The sequence below is a fragment of the Mesorhizobium sp. B2-4-13 genome (genome assembly GCF_006658535.1).
Classification (GTDB): Bacteria; Pseudomonadota; Alphaproteobacteria; order Rhizobiales; family Rhizobiaceae; genus Mesorhizobium; species Mesorhizobium australicum.
In genome coordinates this window covers 249,523-269,000 of sequence record NZ_VFVB01000004.1, presented here as the reverse complement: position 1 = coordinate 269,000, position 19,478 = coordinate 249,523, and the positions used below count along the sequence as shown (strand labels likewise).

19 protein-coding genes and 2 tRNA genes are annotated in these 19,478 nt (G+C 62.2%); 6 read left to right on the top strand and 15 right to left on the bottom strand.

Annotated features, from left to right (window positions below; all coding sequences use genetic code 11):
* Positions 1 to 300: 300 nt before the first annotated feature.
* The 5 genes from FJ936_RS13225 to FJ936_RS13205 all read right to left on the bottom strand — a co-directional run bounded on the left by FJ936_RS13225 (position 301) and on the right by FJ936_RS13205 (position 6,876).
* A complete protein-coding gene (locus FJ936_RS13225) occupies positions 301 to 3,084 on the bottom strand; it encodes a valine--tRNA ligase (protein ID WP_140791076.1) in 2,784 nt (927 codons plus the stop codon).
* A gap of 315 nt (positions 3,085 to 3,399) precedes the next feature.
* Positions 3,400 to 4,224, bottom strand: a complete 825-nt coding sequence (locus FJ936_RS13220; protein ID WP_140791078.1) for a PopZ family protein — start codon at positions 4,222 to 4,224, stop codon at positions 3,400 to 3,402.
* Between the two features lie 253 nt (positions 4,225 to 4,477).
* Positions 4,478 to 5,863, bottom strand: coding sequence for a TolC family outer membrane protein (locus tag FJ936_RS13215; RefSeq protein WP_015317517.1), 1,386 nt, complete (start codon positions 5,861 to 5,863; stop codon positions 4,478 to 4,480).
* A 180-nt stretch (positions 5,864 to 6,043) separates the two neighbouring features.
* The gene (locus FJ936_RS13210; protein WP_015317516.1) at positions 6,044 to 6,712 is read right to left on the bottom strand and encodes a protein-L-isoaspartate O-methyltransferase; all 669 of its coding nucleotides are present in this window, start codon (positions 6,710 to 6,712) and stop codon (positions 6,044 to 6,046) included.
* 90 nt (positions 6,713 to 6,802) lie between these two features.
* Positions 6,803 to 6,876: transfer RNA gene (locus FJ936_RS13205), tRNA-Cys, on the bottom strand.
* 216 nt (positions 6,877 to 7,092) lie between these two features.
* Between FJ936_RS13205 and FJ936_RS13200 the strand changes: the two genes are divergently transcribed.
* A complete protein-coding gene (locus FJ936_RS13200) occupies positions 7,093 to 7,335 on the top strand; it encodes a hypothetical protein (protein ID WP_140791249.1) in 243 nt (80 codons plus the stop codon).
* Positions 7,336 to 7,382: 47 nt separating this feature from the next.
* Here the strand turns inward: FJ936_RS13200 and FJ936_RS13195 are convergent, their stop codons facing one another.
* On the bottom strand, positions 7,383 to 7,643 hold the full coding sequence (locus tag FJ936_RS13195; RefSeq protein WP_015317514.1) for a hypothetical protein: 261 nt from the start codon (positions 7,641 to 7,643) through the stop codon (positions 7,383 to 7,385).
* A gap of 222 nt (positions 7,644 to 7,865) precedes the next feature.
* Here FJ936_RS13195 and FJ936_RS13190 point away from each other — a divergent pair.
* Positions 7,866 to 7,940, top strand: a tRNA-Asn gene (locus FJ936_RS13190).
* Positions 7,941 to 8,081: 141 nt separating this feature from the next.
* On the opposite strand, the gene FJ936_RS13185 is transcribed toward FJ936_RS13190, so the two are convergent.
* The 3 genes from FJ936_RS13185 to FJ936_RS13175 all read right to left on the bottom strand — a co-directional run bounded on the left by FJ936_RS13185 (position 8,082) and on the right by FJ936_RS13175 (position 9,434).
* A complete protein-coding gene (locus FJ936_RS13185; protein WP_023791605.1) occupies positions 8,082 to 8,381 on the bottom strand; it encodes a DUF982 domain-containing protein in 300 nt (99 codons plus the stop codon).
* Positions 8,382 to 8,424: 43 nt separating this feature from the next.
* Complete coding sequence (locus tag FJ936_RS13180; RefSeq protein ID WP_140791251.1) at positions 8,425 to 8,877, bottom strand: hypothetical protein; 453 nt, start codon at positions 8,875 to 8,877, stop codon at positions 8,425 to 8,427.
* A gap of 68 nt (positions 8,878 to 8,945) precedes the next feature.
* On the bottom strand, positions 8,946 to 9,434 hold the full coding sequence (locus FJ936_RS13175) for an Hsp20 family protein (RefSeq protein ID WP_140616045.1): 489 nt from the start codon (positions 9,432 to 9,434) through the stop codon (positions 8,946 to 8,948).
* Positions 9,435 to 9,774: 340 nt separating this feature from the next.
* On the opposite strand from FJ936_RS13175, the gene FJ936_RS13170 reads away from it, so the two are divergent.
* Positions 9,775 to 10,206, top strand: coding sequence for a cupin domain-containing protein (locus FJ936_RS13170; RefSeq protein ID WP_140714930.1), 432 nt, complete (start codon positions 9,775 to 9,777; stop codon positions 10,204 to 10,206).
* A gap of 95 nt (positions 10,207 to 10,301) precedes the next feature.
* Here FJ936_RS13170 and FJ936_RS13165 read toward each other — a convergent pair whose 3' ends face one another.
* Positions 10,302 to 10,757 (bottom strand): carboxymuconolactone decarboxylase family protein, encoded by a 456-nt coding sequence (locus FJ936_RS13165; protein ID WP_141906641.1) that lies wholly within the window; start codon positions 10,755 to 10,757, stop codon positions 10,302 to 10,304.
* A 103-nt stretch (positions 10,758 to 10,860) separates the two neighbouring features.
* Positions 10,861 to 11,289 (bottom strand): SRPBCC domain-containing protein, encoded by a 429-nt coding sequence (locus tag FJ936_RS13160; protein WP_140792302.1) that lies wholly within the window; start codon positions 11,287 to 11,289, stop codon positions 10,861 to 10,863.
* Positions 11,290 to 11,488: 199 nt separating this feature from the next.
* Between FJ936_RS13160 and FJ936_RS13155 the strand changes: the two genes are divergently transcribed.
* Both FJ936_RS13155 and FJ936_RS13150 read left to right on the top strand, forming a co-directional pair.
* Positions 11,489 to 12,247, top strand: coding sequence for a copper homeostasis protein CutC (locus FJ936_RS13155; RefSeq protein WP_181171436.1), 759 nt, complete (start codon positions 11,489 to 11,491; stop codon positions 12,245 to 12,247).
* Complete coding sequence (locus FJ936_RS13150) at positions 12,244 to 12,732, top strand: GNAT family N-acetyltransferase (RefSeq protein ID WP_141906640.1); 489 nt, start codon at positions 12,244 to 12,246, stop codon at positions 12,730 to 12,732. The genes FJ936_RS13155 and FJ936_RS13150 overlap by 4 nt, the downstream gene beginning before the upstream one ends.
* 127 nt (positions 12,733 to 12,859) lie before the next feature.
* On the opposite strand, the gene FJ936_RS13145 is transcribed toward FJ936_RS13150, so the two are convergent.
* From FJ936_RS13145 to FJ936_RS13130, 4 genes are all read right to left on the bottom strand, one after another.
* Positions 12,860 to 13,882, bottom strand: coding sequence for an acyltransferase (locus FJ936_RS13145; protein WP_140616040.1), 1,023 nt, complete (start codon positions 13,880 to 13,882; stop codon positions 12,860 to 12,862).
* A gap of 259 nt (positions 13,883 to 14,141) precedes the next feature.
* On the bottom strand, positions 14,142 to 14,939 hold the full coding sequence (locus FJ936_RS13140; protein WP_140792296.1) for a xanthine dehydrogenase family protein subunit M: 798 nt from the start codon (positions 14,937 to 14,939) through the stop codon (positions 14,142 to 14,144).
* A 114-nt stretch (positions 14,940 to 15,053) separates the two neighbouring features.
* Positions 15,054 to 17,399, bottom strand: a complete 2,346-nt coding sequence (locus FJ936_RS13135; protein ID WP_140714916.1) for a xanthine dehydrogenase family protein molybdopterin-binding subunit — start codon at positions 17,397 to 17,399, stop codon at positions 15,054 to 15,056.
* Positions 17,400 to 17,523: 124 nt separating this feature from the next.
* On the bottom strand, positions 17,524 to 18,024 hold the full coding sequence (locus FJ936_RS13130; RefSeq protein WP_140661098.1) for a (2Fe-2S)-binding protein: 501 nt from the start codon (positions 18,022 to 18,024) through the stop codon (positions 17,524 to 17,526).
* 311 nt (positions 18,025 to 18,335) lie between these two features.
* Between FJ936_RS13130 and FJ936_RS13125 the strand changes: the two genes are divergently transcribed.
* Positions 18,336 to 19,472 (top strand): FIST signal transduction protein, encoded by a 1,137-nt coding sequence (locus tag FJ936_RS13125; protein ID WP_041163431.1) that lies wholly within the window; start codon positions 18,336 to 18,338, stop codon positions 19,470 to 19,472.
* The last annotated feature ends 6 nt before the right edge of the window (positions 19,473 to 19,478 follow it).

The following is a 19,478-nucleotide window of genomic DNA, read 5'->3' as shown; positions in this document are numbered from 1 at the left end:
TAACGAATTCTTGGGGCGTACATGTACATGCTTGCCAAACGCATTTCCGACAAAATGCTGAGGGCCACCGCGGGGCGGGAAAACGGCTCTAGGCGTGCCTATCCGACCACGAAATGAAGAAAAGCCGCCTCAAAAGGCTCAAAAAACAGCCATTTTTAGGGAGTTTCGGCCCCATTGTTACATTATGGCAACAATGGGGCTAAAACTTCCGTTTACGTCAACATTAACGCAACGGAATGCCTGCTTTCGAGGCAGAAGTACTGCCATTTTAGACGGGGCTAAAGTCCTCGAATCTATCCCTCAACCTGCGTCGCGAACCCTGGTCAGCGCCACCAAAAGCTTGTCCTGCGCGTCGCGATATTCGGCGAGCTTTTCCCGCTCGCCTTCGACGATCTCGGCCGGCGCACTGGCGACGAACTTCTCGTTCGACAGTTTCTTGTGCAGGCGCGCGATTTCCTCGGTGACCTTGGCCAGTTCCTTCTGCAGCCGCGCGGCCTCCGCGGCGAGGTCGATCAGGCTGCCCAGCGGCAGGCAGATCGTCGCCTCGTTGAGCACGATCTGTGCCGACCCCTTGGGTGCCGCATCGGCAAGCGAGATGTCGCCGACACGCGCCAGCCGCTTGATCGCCGACTCCTCGCGAACCAGCCGCTCGCGCGTCACATCGTTGGCGCCGACCACCACCAGCGGCGCAATGGCTGCCGGCGGCACGTTCATCTCCGAGCGCACCGAGCGGATGCCGGAGACGAGATCGACCAGCCAGTTGATGTCGCCAGCCGCTTCATGGTCCTCGAAATCCGGCGACGGCCATGCGGCATGACACAGCAGCGAGTCCCGATCCCTGCCCTCGCCCGCCGTCTGAGCCCAGAGCTCCTCGGTCATGAACGGCATCATCGGATGCAGGAGCTTGTAGATCTCGTCGAGCACGAAGGCGACGCAGGCGCGGCTTTCGGCCTTGGCGGCCTCGTCCGAGCCCATGAACACCGGCTTCAACAGTTCCAGATACCAGTCGCAGAACAGGTTCCAGACGAAGCGGTAGGCGGCTCCAGCCGCCTCGTTGAAGCGATACGAGGTGATGCCGTCGGTGACCTCGCGCGCGGCGCGTGTCAGTTCGGTCAGGATCCAGCGGTTGACCGCCAGCTTGGCGTCGTTCAGCCAGAAATCGTCGTTGCGGGCGACCTCATTCATCTCGGCGAAGCGCGTCGCGTTCCACAGCTTGGTACCGAAATTGCGGTAGCCGGCGATACGCGCCGGATCGAGCTTCACGTCGCGCCCCTGTGCCGCCATCACCGTCAGCGTGAAGCGCAGCGCATCGGCGCCATATTCGTCGATCAGGTCGAGCGGATCGATGACGTTGCCTTTCGACTTCGACATCTTGGCGCCGTTCTTGTCGCGCACCAGCGCATGCATATAAACGGTGTGGAACGGCTCCTCGCCCATGAAGTGGAGGCCCATCATCATCATGCGGGCGACCCAGAAGAAGATAAGATCGAAGCCGGTCACCAGCACGTCGGTCTGGTAATAAGTCTTCAGCTCCGGCGTCTGCTCCGGCCAGCCCAGCGTCGAGAAAGGCCACAGCGCCGACGAGAACCAGGTGTCGAGCACATCCTCGTCGCGGGTCAGGATCTCGCCCGGCTTGAAGTTCTCGAGCTTGTCCTCGACCCAGGCCTTCCATGGCCCTTCCAGCGCCAGATAATATTCGATGGCGGCGCTCAGCGCCTCTTCCTCGGTCTTCTCGACGAAGACACGTCCATCTGGCCCGTACCAGGCCGGAATCTGGTGACCCCACCAGAGCTGGCGCGAAATACACCAGGGTTCGATATTCTCCATCCACTGGAAGTAGGTCTTGTCCCAGCTGCTGGGGATTATTTTGGTGCGCCCCTCGCGCACCGAGGCGATCGCCGGCTTGGCGAGTTCCGCCGCGTTGGCGTACCACTGCTCGGTCAGGAACGGTTCGATCGGCACGCCGCCACGGTCGCCATGCGGCACCGCATGGCGGTGCGGCTCGACCTTGTCGAGAAAGCCGCCGGCCTCCATCAGCTCGACGATCTTCTTGCGCGCAATGAAACGGTCGAGGCCGTCGAGCTCGTCCCAGACGGCCTGGCGCTCCGGCGTCACCTCGACGCCGGCGAGGAAGTCCTCATTATCCCTGAGCTTGATGGCCGCTTCGACGGTCAGGATGTTGATCGCCGGCAGCTTGTGGCGCTTGCCGACCTCGAAGTCGTTGAAATCATGCGCCGGCGTGATCTTGACCGCTCCGGACCCCTTTTCCGGATCGGAATACTCGTCGGCCACGACAGGAATCTTGCGCCCGACGATCGGCAGGACGACATTCCTGCCGACGAGATGCTGGAACCGGTCGTCCTCTGGATTCACCGCGACAGCCGTGTCGCCCAGCATTGTCTCGGGACGAGTCGTCGCCACGATGACGAAGGTTTTTGGATTCTCGGGATCGAACGCAACGCCTTCGACCGGATAGCGGAAGTGCCAAAGATTGCCGTTGACCTCCTGCTGCTCGACCTCGAGGTCGGAGATCGCGGTCAGCAGTTTCGGGTCCCAGTTCACAAGGCGCTTGTCCTTGTAGATCAGCCCTTCCTTGTACAGCGTGACGAAGACTTCGAGCACGGCCTTGGACAGGCCTTCATCCATGGTGAAGCGTTCGCGCGACCAGTCGGCGGAAGCGCCGAGACGTTTCAGCTGGTTGAAGATCGCGCCGCCCGATTCGGCCTTCCACTCCCACACTTTCTCGATGAATTCCTCGCGGGTGAGATCGCGGCGGTGGATCTGCTTCTCCATCAATTGCCGCTCGACCACCATCTGCGTGGCGATGCCGGCATGGTCCATGCCGGGCTGCCACAAGACGTTCTTGCCACGCATGCGCTCGAAGCGGACCAGAATGTCCTGCAGCGTGTTGTTGAGCGCATGGCCCATATGCAGCGAGCCGGTGACGTTGGGCGGCGGAATGACGATGGTGAAGGCCTCGGCCCCCTCCTCCGCCCCAGCGCCGGCGCGAAACGCGTCGGCTTCCTCCCACACCTTGGCGATCTTCGGCTCGACGGTTTTTGCGTCGTAGGTCTTTTCAAGCATGGGAAAACGGTCCGCGCTGTCGGGAATTTTGCTGGTTCGGTGTAAATCGGAAGGTCTTGGCCAAGTCAACCGCGAGGGACGGCTGGGCTCATCACAAGCAGATAGGCGTCGGCCTATTCATTTCAACGGACGGGCCGTGGGCGTCTTGACGCCAATCGATCGCTGGACCGAGCCCCGGGGCTCGCGCACCTTCATTTTCAGCGACTCCGACGGCAAGTTGATCGCCTTCACCAGTTCGGTGACCGGCGGTTGACCTCGCCACCACGAGAAACGCCGCCTCGGCGGCGGCCTTTCTTCGGGATGCAAGCCTGGACGTTATTGCGCTCCGCGTGCCACGCGCTCGATCTCTTCTCGCACCAGCCTTTCGACCAGCGTCGGCAGATTGTTGTCCAGCCAATCCTGCAGCATCGGCCGCAGCATTTCTTCGGCCATCTCGTCGAATGTCTTCTTGCTGCGGCTGGCAAAGGCGTCGGACAGTTCGCCGAAGGCGGCCGCGACCTGGCGGCCGGTATGTTCGGATAGAATCGCGGGACGCACCGCGGGCGTTTCGTGCGCCGCCGCGCGCGCCTCACCCGTACCCGTTGGAGCATCGCTTGAAGGAGCCGGGTCGATCGTAGGTTCCGCCGCCACTGGTTTGCTTGCCGAAACCTCCGGCTGTGCCGCTGGCTTGCGGACGCTACGGTCCGGCATCGCCTTGGCTTGCTCGCCAACCGCCGCGATCTCGCGCCGCCAATCGGCGACGATGGCTTCACTTGTCGCAACCTCCGCGGGAGCCGCTGGCGCGTCGGCGGCAGGCTCGGCGGCAACCCGGGCGCTGACCTCGGCCAGGGTCATCGGCGTCCTGCCCGGAACCGGATCGGCACGCGGCGGCGCGTCCATGCGCGCAATCGCCGGCTGCGCCTGGATTTTTTCGGCCACAGTGACCGGCCCCCTGACCTCGGGAGCGGCATGCAGTTCGGCGCGGAACGCATCGATGTCGGCGGCCGCGACAGCGCTCGGTGCCGGCTCCAGGTCCTGCTGCAATTCGTCGGCCTCGCCGTGCTGCTTGCGGCCATTGTCGCTGTCTTCGATGATCCTCCTGATGGAAGCCAGTATCTCTTCCATGGAAGGTTCGCGCTGTGCGCTGCTTGCCGTTGCCATCGTCACATCCGCCGCCCTTGTGACCCGTTGCAGATTTTCCGCTCCGGCAAAAGCCGGATTCGAATCATGGCGACAGCGTAACCGACGGATCGCCGCACGAGAATCCCCAATCTGGGGACATGTGGGATTTCAACAGATTAGAGCAAATCCGCCAAAGCCGTGTGACGGTCCCGTCAGCCACCGGCCAAGGGAGAACGATGGTCCAACGGTGTCGATCGAATCCTAGCCAGAAAACGCCGATCGAGCGAACGGCCTAGCGGCCGTCCGGCGTACGCAGGCCGATCCACTTGTCCTTGACGGCATTGTAGTGCTCTTCGGGCCTATACTTCGTCACCTGCAGCGCAAGCCGGTCGACAGACAGGCGGCCAATCGCCTGAAGGATGGCATAGCTCGCCACGACAACGTCGTGTTCGGAATTGGCCTGGTTGATCTTGGCGGTAATCACGGTGGCCTGCGCATTCAGCACGTCAAGCGTCGTGCGCTGGCCGACATTGCGTTCCTCGATGACGCCGTTCAGCGCCAATTGTGCGGCGTCGATAACCTGCCTGTTGGCGGATACGCTTTGCTGCGCGGCGGTGTATTGCGACCATGCCGTGGCGATGGCCTGGCGCACCTGGTCGCGGGTAACGTCGACCTGGATGCGTGCTTGCCCCAGCGATTCCTTGTTCTGCCGCACGACCGCCGACGTCCGGCCGCCGGAGTAGATTGGAATGGTCAGCGTCGCGCCGATATTGGCCGAGGTCGAATTGCCGTTGGAACCGGTGATGTCGGGAATGGACTTGCGGTAATCTTCCGAAACGCCGGCCGAAGCCGACAGCTGCGGCAACAGCGCGCCTTCAGCCGATTTGACTGAAAACGCTGCGGCGTCGACCAGATGCTGGGTGGCAAGGATGGCCGGGTGTTCGGCCGAGCCGACGGCGATCGCCGCGTCGAGGCTCGACGGCAGCAACCGGCCCAATGGCGAAGCGGGCCTGAGCTTGCCAGGCTCGTCACCGACGACCTGGTGATAGGTCGCAGCGCTGGCCAGCGCCTGTGCGCGGGCCGCGCTCAGCGATGCCACCGCGGAAGCTCGTGAGGCATCGGCCTGCGCGACATCGGTGCGCGTGCCTTCGCCGACTTCGAAGCGCGAGCGCGCGGCGCGCGCCTGCTCGCTCAGGAACTGCAGGTTCTGCTCGGTCAGCACCGCGATCTGCCGGTCGCGAATCACGTCCATATAGGCCATGGCCGCGTTGAACAGCGTGTTTTCCTCGGTATTGCGCAGGCTTTCTACCGACGCTTTGACCTGGGATTCGGCGGCCGCGACATTGTTCCTCGTCTGAAACCCGTCGAACAGCGATTGATTGATCTGAATGCCGTAGCTGCCGCTTGTCAGTTTCGAACTGCCGCCGCCATTTGCCCGGCGCGTGTTCGTATAATCAATGTTGGCTGAACCGGTAACCGTCGGGCGCCAGCCCGACTTGGCGATGGCCACACTCTCGTCGGTGACACGCACGCCGGCGCGCGATGCATTCAGCGTGGAATTGTACTGATAGGCTTTTGAAAGCGCGCCGGTGATGGTTTCAGCCGAAGCAGCCAGTGGGGATAGCGCGGTCGCCGAAACAAGGACGGCGGTGAAAAGTGACTTACGTACTGACGGCACGGTGTATCCCTCATTCGTTTTCCATGGGAACCGCGCCGCGCCGGCTTCTCCTTCCAGAGCAGGCGGCGTGGCGTGTTTATGTTCCCTGTCGCTCAGCCCAAAGTGCCCCCAGTCTGGGATCAGCAACGATCGTTCAAATGCAAGCGACCATGACAAGGTCTTTGCTGCAAGGCAAATCATTCAGAATTCGAAAGCATGCTCACGTTCGAACCCGGGTAGTGGCTTAATTGCCGCATTAAACGCCCTTCTCCCGGTTACAACCCCCCCGGCTTTGACAAAAAGTCGCGCCACGCCTGAATTGCCCTGGCCCTCGACCGCCACCAGGCGGCCGCCTTCGGCGAGCTGGTCGAGCAGCGCCGACGGCACTTTACTGACACTGCCGCCGATGAAGATGACCTCGTAAGGCGCCTTCGCGGCATGGCCTTGCGCCAGGGCGCCCTGAACCACGGTCACATTGCCGCAGCCAAGCCCGGACAGGGTCGACGCGGCGGTTTGCGCCAGTGCCGAATCGCTTTCGAGGGCCACGACGGATCTCGCCAGGCGCGACAGGATGGCCGAGGCATAACCGGTGCCGCAACCGACATCGAGCGCCGAGTCGGTCGGGTTGATCTCGGCCAGTTGCATCAGCTTGGCCAGTGGCGAAGCTTCCATCAGGTAACGCGGGCCATCGGCGCTGTCGGCGATGCGGATGTCCTCGTCGATATAGGCCAGATCGCGCTGGCGATCGCCGACGAAGACCTCGCGCGGCACGGAAAGCATCGCGTCGAGCAGCGGCGCGCTGGTCACGTCGGTGGTGCGAACCTGACCATCGACCATCTTGACGCGAAGTTCGGAAAAATCAGCGCTCATGCTCCAACCAATCTGCTTGCCGCGCCAGAATCGCGGTTCATTTCGACCGGAACTTCAGGCTCCGGCGCTGACGCGCTGGAGCCCGGGTATTGGAGGCCTCGCCCGGAATCGAACCGGGGTGCAAGGATTTGCAGTCCTCTGCGTAACCACTCCGCCACGAGGCCTCATTGCTCCCGGCGTTCCACCCGGTTCCAATAGGTTGCGGCGAAAATGCCGTCAAGCGGCCACGCGCATTCCAAAACGGTTTCCTTGCGCCGGCTCCGCGCCCTGTTGATCGCCGTCAGAGCCGCCCACTCACATTGGCAATCCGTTAAGCATGGCAAATGATCGAGCGAAACTCCGCGCACCGGCTTGCGTTGAGACACAGGGAGGACTGCATCATGGCCCTGGCCAAACCGAAGGACGAAACCGAAAGCGTGCCGCTACTGGGATGCGAGGAATTGGTGCGCTATGCCATCGACTGCCTGAGAATAGAAGGCACCGGCAGGCTTTCACCCCGCGACCGGGCGCGCCTGGCCTCGGCTTCAGCCGTCCTGAAGGAGATCAGCGAAGATCTGAAAGCAGGCCAGCAACCGGATTCGGAGGAATCCGGCACCGACACGGAAAAACAGCGCGACGATTGATTCTCGTCGAAGGCGATCGCCATGCGACATGCATCGGTATCGGCCGCTCAATTCGGCCGGCGTCGCCGCTCCCACCAGACGACCAGGCGGCGCCGGTGGCGGCGCACCATGGCAATTTCGTAGGAGAGCACCAGCAATCCGAGCGGCACCATCCAGAAGCCGAGGATCGGCAAGAACCCGAGGATGCCGCCAAGGGTCAATAGCACGCCGATCGTGATTCTGAGGCCGCGCGACTGCGGCATGGTGAATTCACGCCCGAACACCGAGATCTTTCTTGCGGGTATCGGGTTTTCGTCCGCTGCCGTCATCGTGAAGAACTGCCTGTGTTAGGGCTCGACAATTTCATTTTACGAAAGCCGCGACCGCCCTTTCGGTTCCGCGCTCGTCGCCAAGACGGCTAATATGAGGGTGGGCAAGGCCGATTGCGAGAAACGCCTGAGCGAAAAAGTCTCGGAAAAATGCGAAATGCTTCTTTGCAAAGCCGAAACGGGTTTGCTATAGGCTGCGCCACTTGCTCAAAGAGCCTCCGTTCCCCGGTAGCTCAGTGGTAGAGCAACCGGCTGTTAACCGGTTGGTCGCTGGTTCGAATCCGGCCCGGGGAGCCAATTTCTCAAAAGACCTCTCTGCCTGCCATCGTCGGCACCACGCGACATAGTGGGGTTTGCCGTGGCTGTGACCCGTCCTGCTAACCCGTATGGGACTGCGGGCAGCGACACCTCTAGGCAGTGCCGCTGCCGTTGTCGCAGCTAGGCGGCCACCCCACCGCGGCCAGATTTGGTGCCGCTCATCCAGGGCAGCGGAGCAAGCGGCTCCTGCAGCATCTTGACGGATCTCGCGAACCCAGCGACGGCATCGCGCGCGACCGACAGTGGTATCTGGCCATCGTAAGCACGCTGGCAAGCCCGGAACGCCGTTTCGAAAATCGGGCCTCGACGCTCCCGCGGCCACTCATCCAGGAAATCGAACGCATCCTCAAGGCTTCCTATTTCTTGGATGAACTGGCCATCCTTGACCAGCACCGGTCGATCGAACGTCCTGTCGCTCATATAGTCCTCCATTCGGTCGAGCGAGTTGGTTTGCTTCAGCTTTTTACGCGACGGCATGCTCAGGCTCCGCGAACATGCCGCCATCCCCGCATCTGGGTGGGACTCCGGCGTATGCCGGAACCGGCGGCGGATCATCGTCATCGTCATCTCGCCAGGGGTATCGCAGCCAGCTGCGCCTGGTTTTGTTGCGATGCCGGTTCGAGGATGGACCGCGATCAAACGGCGCTCTGGCCGGCGGCTTGCGCGCAATCTCGTCCAGGGTGTGGAGCGCACGAAGAATCTCGCTGACCTGCGCCATCGCACCGTTGTCCAATTGACGCAGGGTTGGATTGTCAGGAACCGCATGGGCGTCCGAGGCCCAGAAGGCGAGCAGAGCCCTCTTCTCGCCGATCGTCATGTTCTCGTTCAGGACGTCCTCGGGCGTACGCAGCGCAGCGAATTCCGCTGCGTAATCCGTCGGTTTGGATTCATGAAAACTGTAAGCTTGGGATCTCATCTCCGTTCTCCGCGATCTGTGCCTCCCGGCCGAGCCGGGAGGCGGACCACAGACTGAGGTTTCCTGTATCAGGCCACCTTGCGTTGCGGCTCGGCATCCACATCTATGGACTGCTTGTTGCCGCCATCCTGAAGCGGAACCGCTGCGGCGTTGGAACCGATCTCGATGCGCCGGGGCTTGAGTTCCTCGGGCACTTCGCGGACCAGGTCCACCGACAGCAGGCCATTATGAATATTGGCCGCCTTGACCTTGACGTGGTCTGCAAGTTTGAACACCTGCTTGAAGTTACCTATCGCCAGGCCCCGGTGGAGGATCTCCCGATGTTGCTGATCGGGCTTTCTCTGTCCGATGACGGACAATTCAGGGCCGTTCTGCACAAGTTCCACTTCGTCGAGACCGAAGCCGGCGACGGCCATCGTGATACGATAGTCGTTGTCGCCATTCTTCTCGATGTTGTAGGGCGGCCAGTCGGAGCGCACGCTGTTTTCGAGCATGTCGAAGAGCCGGTCGAAGCCGACCGTGGTGCGGTAAAGAGGCGAATAATCAAAGCTTCTCATAGCCATATCCTCCGTGAAGCAACATGGTTTACGGGTCGCCGCAGCGTCGCCGCGACGCAGTATGTCGAGCCGAAGCCTCGACGGAAAACGATCTGGGAATCATGATTTTTTTGTTCAAGAGGTCGCCCGAAATTTTTTTGAAGCAGCACCATGGCCGTTCATGACCGGGCATGCATCAGACCTTGCAGGACAGCCTTCCGGTTGGAAGCGGGTGAGGAACATGGCCCGGGTGGTGGATCAACTGCCCGTGCAAATGCACGCCAGGTTCGGCCTCTGGTCACGAGCGGCCTTGCACGCTGCCGCCGCCGCGCGATAGATGCGTCGGTCAAGGGAGGACATCATGCGGAAAATCCTGGCATCAGCATTGCTGCTCACGGCAGCATCGTTCGCGACCGGCGCTCATGCACTGGACAGCAGCGGAACCCCGGTCGTCGTGACGCCACTCGCATCACGTACCACCACTGCATCCGGGCAGCCGATCACGCTGCCGCGGAAGAACGTGCAGGTGCTGGTCTCGACCTATGACATCGCGCCCGGCGCGACCTTGCCGGTCCATCGCCATCCCTTCCCGCGCTACGCCTATGTCCAGGCCGGAACGCTGAAGGTCACGAATGTCGAAACCGGCAACAGCAACACCTACAAGACTGGCGATTTCATCATCGAAATGATCGGGCAGTGGCACCAGGCCACCAACATTGGCGACGGGCCGGTCAAGCTCCTGGTGATCGATCAGGTCGAGGAAGGCGCCAAGAATACCGAATTGCGACAGTAGCCACCAGGTTGCATAGGTGCTCCCGGCGGGGCGGGAAGGCAATGCGCCGCCCGCCCCTCGCCTCGTGGACCCAGCCCCCCATGTGAACCCGGCGCTCAGCCCCAGGCGCCAACCGGCTGCCGGGTCGTCGCGTTCAGCCTATTGAAGGCGTTGATCAGGGCGATCTGGATGACCAGTCCGGCAAGGGCCTTCTCGTCATAATGCCGGGCCGCCTCCTCCCCGATATCGTCCGGCACCGCGTCCGGTCGGTCGGCGAGCCTTGTGCCGGCTTCTGCCAGCGCCAATGCCGCGCGTTCGGCGTCGGTGAAATAAGGCGTTTCCCTCCAGGCAGCGAGGGCAAAGATGCGCTCTTCCTTCTCGCCGGCTTTCTTGAGCTCGCGCGCGTGCATGTCGACGCAGACGCTGCAGCTGTTGATCTGACTGGCGCGCAGATGCACGAGCTTGCGTGTCACATAGGGCAGGTCCGCTGCCTCGGTCGACTTGTCCAGCGCCAGAAACGCCTGCAGGGCGCCTGGGATGAGCATCACCGGGTTCTTGATTCTCGCTTGCATGTGTCTTTTCCTTTTGAACTGTTCTCCGGGCGTGTTTTCCCGGCCCGGACGCCTCGCATCCAGGGTTTCGAACTTGATGAAACTGTTAGCTGCCTGCCGGGTGTCAGGCCTGGTTTGAGGTAACCTGTTCGAGCCGTTCGAGAATGCGCGGCCAGCCACTTCCCATGCCGATATAGCCACGCTCGTCGGCGGGCCGGAATCCCGACTGCTCCATTCGCACCCGGGTCGCCGTCCCCTCAGGTTTCAGTGACCACGTCACCACGGTTTTCAACCCACTGTCCGATTCCGTCCCATCGCCCCAGCTATAAGCCAGCAGCCGCGGCGCCTCGACTTTTAGCACCACACAGTTCGTCACCCCGGACCATCCGGGAACTGGTGTCGCACGGAATGTGAAGCGATGCCCCTCTTGGGCAGCGAAATCATTCTGCATGAGCCATTCGCCGACGAGTACCGGCAGGGTCAGTGCGCGCCATATCTTTTCCGCCGAATATGGAATCAGCCTTTCGACGACGATCGATTTGGTTTCCGTCATGCCTTGCTCCTCTCGTTGCTGTCGTGGTGCCCCGCGCAAAATCATAACCCATCAGCTATGTATAACCCATAACCCTGCAGTTATGTGACTGTCAAGAATGGAATCTGCCGTCTGGTCCAAGTGGCGGCGTAGCGTTCACGCTTCCGCGCCAGGCGCCCGGGTGCTAGGGCTTGCGCAACACCATGGATTGGATCGCCCCTTGACCCCAAAAATTCGCCCGCCGCTTATAGAAATCTGTGTCGAAGGCATTGATGGCCTGCTCGCCGCGCAGGCCGCCGGCGCCGACCGGATCGAACTCTGCGCCAGCCTTGTCGAAGGCGGCACCACGCCGAGCCTCGGCACCGTGCGCGCCGCTCTCGACCAGGCGACCGTGCCCTTTCATGTCATGGTGCGGCCGCGCGGCGGGGATTTTCTCTACAGCGAGACCGAATACCGCTCGATGCTTGCCGACGTCGCCGCGCTTCGCGAACTCGGCGTGCCCGGCGTGGTGTTCGGCTGCCTGAACGCCGACGGCGCCATCGACGAGCAGCGCATGCGCGAATTGACAGAGGTGGCGGGCCCCTTGAACGTCACCTGCCACCGCGCCTTCGATATGACTCGCGATCCGGCCGAAGCCCTGGAAGCGCTGATCCGCTGCAGGGTTGGCCGCGTGCTGACCAGCGGCCAGCGCGACACGGCGATCGAAGGCCTGGCATTGCTGCAAGAGCTGGTCCGGCTGGCCGGCGAGCGCATCATCATCCTCGGTTGCGGCGGGCTCGATCTCGGCAATATCGCCGAGGTGCGCGCAAGGACTGGCCTGGCCGAAATGCACTTCGCCGCCCTCAAGGACGTGTCGAGCGCCATGCGCTACCGCAATCCGAAGGTCGGCATGGGCGGCTCCGATCTCGACCGCGAATATCGCAACACGCTGACCGATACAGCGCTGGTGGCGGCGACAATCGCGGCGGCCAAGGCATGACCTCGCCCATTGACCGCATTGCGCAGGCCGACGAAGCGGCAATACTGGCGCTCAACAACGAGCACGCCGCCGAATTGTCGTGGCTTGAAGCCGAACGGCTGTCGTTCCTGCTCGCCGAGGCCTTTTACGCGCGCCGCATCGGCGATCTCGAAGCCTTCATGATGACCTTCGACCAGAATGCCAACTACGACAGCCCGAACTTCGTCTGGTTTCGCGAGCGTTACATCAGCTTCATCTATGTCGACCGCGTCGTCGTGGCGGCGCACGCAAGAGGCCGCGGCCATGCTCGCCGGCTCTATCGGAACCTGTTCGACCATGCACGGAGCGCCGGTCACGCGCTGGTCACCTGCGAGGTCAACACCGACCCGCCCAACCCCGCCTCGGATGCCTTCCACGCCGCACTCGGCTTCGTCGAAGTCGGCGACGCGGTGATCCATGGCGGCAAGAAAGCGGTGCGCTATTACGTCAGGCAGATCGCCACCTGATCGGGTGGCACCCGCCGACTCACCTGGACGTTGCGCCACCCCGGAAAACAGCTAAGCGCTATCTGACGAAAAGGGACCTCGCGGTCGTACGGCTATCGTCTGGCCACCATCAAAACAATCGGGCGGCTCACCAATTGCGGTTGAGCCATTCGCGTGCTGGGCGCTCGATCAGGTAGTAGCTGCAGAGCGCGCAGGCAAAAACCCCGGCCAGCATCGGCCATGGATTGCTGCCCTGCTCGTAGACGAATTTGTAGAAGGGCTGCTGCCACAGATAGAGCGAATATGACCATAGACCCAGCGTCGTCATCGGCAGGGACGACAGCCATCCGGACAAGAACCGCGTGCTGAAATCCAGCGCGTTGACGGCAATCGCCAGCAATGGCACCGCGGCCAGGTAGTGGATCGGTGTCGGTACCGAGTCCATGAACAGGCAAACCGCGCCGACGGCCGCCGCAACGGCGACATAAGGCCCCTTCAGCAAGGTCGGCAGCTTGCCGTCCGCTTTGAGCAGGCAGATCGCGGCCGACAGCAGGATCGAGGCGATGTGCACGTCGGTGCGCCAGTACGTGGCTTCATAATCCAGGTGCAGGAACCAGTAGGAAACCGCGCCATTGACCATGGCCAGCAGAGCCAGGACCAGCAGCAGCGGGATGACACGGCTGCGGCTGGCAATCACTGCGCTGATCGCCGCCAGGATGATATAGGCATGCTCTTCGATGCAGAGCGACCAGATGTGGTCGAGTGCGCCAGCCCGATTCAGGAGAATTCCGGCATAGTTGTAGGTGAAGGTCAGCGCCGTCAGGGCCGCCTTCCATTTGAAGGCGATGAACGTGCCTGAGAGCGCGATCATGGCGACGATGACAAAGACCAGAAGCGCCGGATAGATGCGCGAGAACCGGCGTTTGAAAAATTTCTTCAGCGGATAGCGTTCGATGAACAGGATTTCGGCCATCAGCCGGCCGCTCAGCACGAAGAAGAATTCGACGCCCAGCACGCCCAGATTGATCCCGGGAACGGGAAAAAAATGCCCGATCAGCACGAGCGCGATCGACAGACCGCGCCAGCCATCGAGATAGGCCAGTCTTGTCCTGGCCGGTCGCTCGACGATCGCTCGGGGCGGAGCCAGATGGGTCGCGGAAATTTCGGACATGCCGATCCCTTCGCATTGTAATGCGAAAGGCACGGCTATTCCCGAACCCGGCTCGCATTCCCGCCCTGATCTATACTGCAGCGCAATATAAGTTTGTGCAAGTGCGAGATTGCCGCCGATGCATGTCCCCCGCAGCATGGGCCGGAATTGCTTCAAGCAAGAGTGGAGACGCGGCGGCCGGGAACTGGGCAACGACAGTCGCCGGGAGTGAAAAACGGGGCCGTGACAGCCCGTTCCCCCGTCCGTAATCGATCTTGCGTCAGGCGTTGGCTGCCGCCACCGCGCGCTTGGCCATGACTGTGATCAGATTGGCACGGTAGTCTGATGAAGCGTGAATGTCGCTCATCAGGTTCTTCGCCGGAACTTTCACACCATTGAGCGAAGCGGCATCGAAGCTCTTGGCAAGTGCTGCCTCGATCTCCTTCGAGCGGAAGACGCCGTCGTCGCCGGCGCCGGTGACGGCAACACTGACGCCGTCCTTGCCCTTGGCCACGAACACGCCGACGATCGCGTAGCGCGAGGCCGGATTGCGGAATTTTTCGTACGCAGCCTTCGCCGGTGCCGTAAAGGAGACCGCCGTGACGATCTCGCCGTCCTTCAAGGAGGTTTCGAACAGCCCCTTGAAGAACTTGTCGGCTGACATCTCGCGCTTGTTGGTGATGATGGTGGCGCCGAGCGCCAGAAGTGCGGCCGGATAGTCCGCCGCCGGATCGTTATTGGCGATCGAACCGCCGATCGTGCCCTTGTGGCGTACCGCCGGATCGCCGATCAGCGACGCCAGCTGGGCAAGTGCCGGGCAGGCCTTGCGCAGCTTCTCGTCATTGGCGACGTCGAAATGCGTGGTGGCAGCGCCGATCGTGACCGTCTTGCCCGACACCTTGACCCCCTGCAGTTCCTTGATGCGGGACAGGTCGACCAGATCGGACGGCGCCGCCAGCCGCGTCTTCATGGCGGGGATCAAGGTCATGCCGCCGGAAAGCAGCTTGGCGTCGCCGCTCTTCACGAGCTTGGCGGCTTCAGTGACCGAGGCGGCACGGTGATAGTTGACTGCGTACATGGGATCCTCCCCCTAAGTGGTTAGTCAGCAGTGAGTAGTCAGTAGGGAGCAGGGAATGGCCGCCGCCGGAGATGGCACGCTGCCCTACTCGCTACTCACTACTTTCCCAGTCACTCATTTCGCGGCGCGGATCGCGGCCCACACGGTGGACGGTGTGGCCGGCATGGCGATATCGACGATGCCGATGGCGTCGGTGATGGCATTGATCACTGCCGGCGGTGAGCCGATGGCACCGGCCTCGCCGCAGCCCTTGATCCCGAGCGGGTTGCTCGGACATGGCGTGTTCGACGTCGAGACCTTGAACGACGGCAGGTCGCCGGCACGTGGCATGGTGTAGTCCATGTAGCTTGCCGTCAGCAGTTGCCCGCTGGCGTCGTAGTGAGCGCCTTCCAGCAGCGCCTGGCCGATGCCCTGGGCGATGCCGCCATGCACCTGGCCTTCGACGATCATCGGATTGATGATGTTGCCGAAATCGTCCGCAGCCACGAACTGGACGATCTCGGTCGTTCCGGTTTCCGGATCGATCTCGACCTCGCAGATATAGCAGCCCGCCGGGAAGGTGAAGTTCGCGGGATCGTAGAACGCCGTTTCCTTCAGGCCTGGCTCCATGCCGGCCGGCAAATTGTGCGCGGTATAGGCGGCCAAAGCCACCTGGAACCACGGCAGGCTCTTGTCGGTGCCGGCGACCTTGACCTCGCCGTTCTCGATGACGATGTCGCCCTCGTCGGCTTCGAGCAGGTGGGCGGCGATCTTCTTGGCCTTGGCCTCGACCTTGTCGAGCGCCTTGGCAATCGCCGACATTCCGACCGCGCCCGAGCGCGAGCCGTAGGTGCCCATGCCCATCTGCACCTTGTCGGTGTCACCGTGCACGATCGACACCGAATCGATTGGCACCCCGAAACGCTGGTTGACCAGTTGCGCGAAGGTCGTCTCGTGCCCCTGCCCATGGCTGTGCGAGCCGGTCAGCACCTCGATCGTGCCGACGGCGTTGACCCTTACCTCAGCCGATTCCCACAGGCCGACGCCGGCGCCGAGCGAGCCGACCGCCGCCGACGGCGCGATGCCGCAGGCCTCGATGTAGCAGCTCATGCCGATGCCGCGCAGCTTGCCATTCCTGACCGAATCCGCCTTGCGCATGGCAAAGCCGGTATAGTCGGCGGTCTTCATCGCCGCATCGAGCGAAGCGCCATAGTCCCCGGCGTCATAGTTCATGATCACCGGTGTCTGGTGCGGAAACGTGGTAATGAAATTCTTGCGCCTAAGGTCTGCCGGCGAGACGCCGAGCTCGCGTGCCGCCGCTTCCATGGTGCGTTCCAGAAGATAAGTGGCTTCCGGCCGCCCTGCCCCGCGATAGGCATCGACGGGTGCCGTGTTGGTATAGACAGTGCGCACATTGGCGTGGATGGCCGGGATGTCATATTGGCCCGACAGCAGCGTTGCGTAGAGATAGGTTGGCACGCAGGAAGAGAACAGCGACATGTAGGCGCCGAGATTGGCGATCGTATCGACCTTGAAGCCGGTAATCCTGTTGTTCTTGTCGAATGCCATTTCCACCGTCGAGACGTGGTCGCGGCCATGCGCGTCGGTGAGGAAGCTCTCGGTGCGATCGGCGACCCATTTGACCGGCACTCCGGTCTTCTTCGAGGCCCACAGGCAGACGATCTCTTCCGGGTAGATATAGATCTTGGAACCAAAGCCGCCGCCGACATCCGGCGCGATCACGCGCAGCTTGTTTTCGGGCGCGACATTGTAGAAGGCGCTCATCACCAGCCGCGCGACATGCGGGTTTTGCGATGTCGTCCAGCAGGTATAATGATCCTCGGCCTTGTCGTAATGGCCAAGTGCGGCGCGCGGCTCCATGGCGTTCGGCACCAGCCGGTTGTTGACGATCTTCATGCGCGTAACATGCGCAGCCGCCTTGATGGCGGCGTCCGTGGCTTTGGCATCGCCGATCTCCCAGTCGAAGATCAGGTTGTTCTCGGCTTCGGCATGGACCTGCGGGGCGCCCTTTTCGAGTGCCTTTGTCGCATCGACGACCGCCTTCAATTCCTTGTAGGTGATCTCGACCGCCTCGGCCGCATCGCGTGCCTGGCCCTTGGTTTCCGCCACCACCACCACGACCGCATCGCCGACATAACGGACCTTGTCGACTGCCAGCGGCGACCATGCGCCCATCTTCATGGGCGTGCCGTCCTTGGAATGGATCATCCAGCCGCAGATGAGGTTTCCGATGCCGTCGGCCTTGAGTTCCTTGCCGGTCAAGACGCCGATGACGCCCGGCATGCCTTGAGCCGCTTTCACGTCGATCTTCTTGATCTGCGCATGGGCGTGCGGGCTGCGCACGAAGGCCGCATGCTTCATGCCGGGCACCACCATGTCGTCGACATAGCGGCCGGCGCCGGTGATGAACCTTTTGTCTTCCTTGCGCGCGACCCGAGCGCCGACACCTTCGATACCCATGCAGAGATTCCTCCCGAAAAGTGAATAGGAAGTGTGAATAGGAAGTGTGAATAGGAAGTAGTAGTGAGGACAGCCGCCGGTTCAGACCGATTACTGACTATCGACTACTCCACTCCTCTTTCCCTCATGCCGCTTGCTTCGCCTTGCCCTTGGCCCCCTTCGACATCGTCGTCGATGCGGCGAGGATGGCTTTCACGATGTTGTGGTAACCTGTGCAGCGGCAGATATTGCCTTCGAGTTCTGCCCGCACCGTGGCCTCGTCGAGGCCTTCGGGGTGGCGGTTGATCATGTCGGTCGCGGCCATGATCATGCCCGGCGTGCAAAAGCCGCATTGCAGACCATGATGTTCCTTGAAGGCTGCCTGGACGGGATGCAAGTCGGCGCCACTGGCCAGGCCTTCGATCGTAATCACGCTCGACCCCGAGGCCTGGACCGCGAGCATGGTGCAGGACTTCACCGCCTTGCCATCGACATGGACGACGCAGGCGCCGCATTGCGAAGTGTCGCAACCGACATGAGTGCCGGTCAGGCCGAGGTTCTCCCGCAGGAAATGGACGAGCAGCGTTCGATCCTCGACGGCACCGCCGACCCGCTTGCCGTTCACCATCAACGAAACGTCCGACATAGCCCCTCCCTGGGTGTCAACCTTGGTCTTACGCTGCCGACGCGCCGCTGGCACTTCGGCCACGTGCTAGTCGTACACCGCACAACGCACAAAAAACAGCACGACGGAAAAGGCGGATCATTGTACTTTCGGTCATGGCCAGGGCACCAAAGTGCATTCCTCCGGCCCCATTGCCAAAACGCCTTCTGGCGGCAACAATGCCCTCGTCGCCCGCGCGCCAGAAGCACTTGAAAAGCCGCGCACAAGAAGGCGTCGGAGGAAATGCGGGAGGACCGCCGCTGACAAGTTCACGGACGCGCTACGCATGCGGCTTGTCGGCGCTGACCACGGACCAGCCCGACCCGGATGTCTTCGCACGAGCGGTAGCCGCCGAGGCCGCCGCCATCAATGCCGGCTTTGCCCTCGTGTTCTTTTCCCAGAGCCTGATCGAGGCCGGCGCCCTGTCACGGGCACTCTCGGCCCACGCGCCGTGTCTCCACCATGCTGGCTGTTCCACCGCCGGCGAGATCACGCCGCAGGGGCTCGAGGAAGGCCATATGCTGGCGATGCTGCTGCCCTCGGCGTCCTTCACGGCGGTCAGCACGATGATCGACAATCTGTCGACATCGGGCATGGACAGGATCACCGAAGAAGTCGAGGCCCTGCGGCGCACGCTGCGCGCCCGGCTCGGCGGCGAGCAGACCAGCAACACCTTCGCGCTCTGCTTCATCGACGGGCTGTCCTATGCCGAGGAAGCGGTGAGTTCGGCCATCCACTGGGGTCTCGACGACATACCGCTCCTCGGCGGCTCGGCTGGCGACGATTTGAAATTCGAGACGACGCGTCTGATCTCGAACGGCAGGGTCACCTCCGACAGCGCCATCATCGTGCTGGTCGCCACGGAAATTCCGTTCCACGTCTTCAAGACCGACAATTTCGTTCCCACCGACGAAAAGCTTGTGGTGACCGCGTCCGATCCGGATCACCGCGTCGTGCGGGAATTCAACGCCACCAATGCGGCGGAGGAATATGCCGCTTCGGTCGGGATCCTCCCACAGACCTTGACACCGTTGAGCTTCGCCTCGCATCCAGTGGTGGTGAAGGTGGGCGGAGAATATTACTGCCGCTCGATCCAGAAGATGCACGCGGATGGCTCGCTGTCGTTCTTCTGCGCCATCGACGACGGTGTCGTGCTGTCGATCGCCCAGCCCAAGGACATGGTGGACGCGACACGAGCGGCATTGCGCGAGGTCGAGGAAAGGCTGGGCGGCATCGATATGATCCTTGGCTTCGACTGCGTGCTGCGCCGGCTGGATGCGCGCAACCGCCAGGTCTTTCGTGACATTTCGGAACTCTACCGGATCAACAATGTCATCGGCTTCGGCACCTATGGCGAACAATACCGGTCGATGCACCTCAACCAGACTTTCACCGGCATCGCTTTCGGCGACCGCCAGGCGGCTGAATAGGGCGGC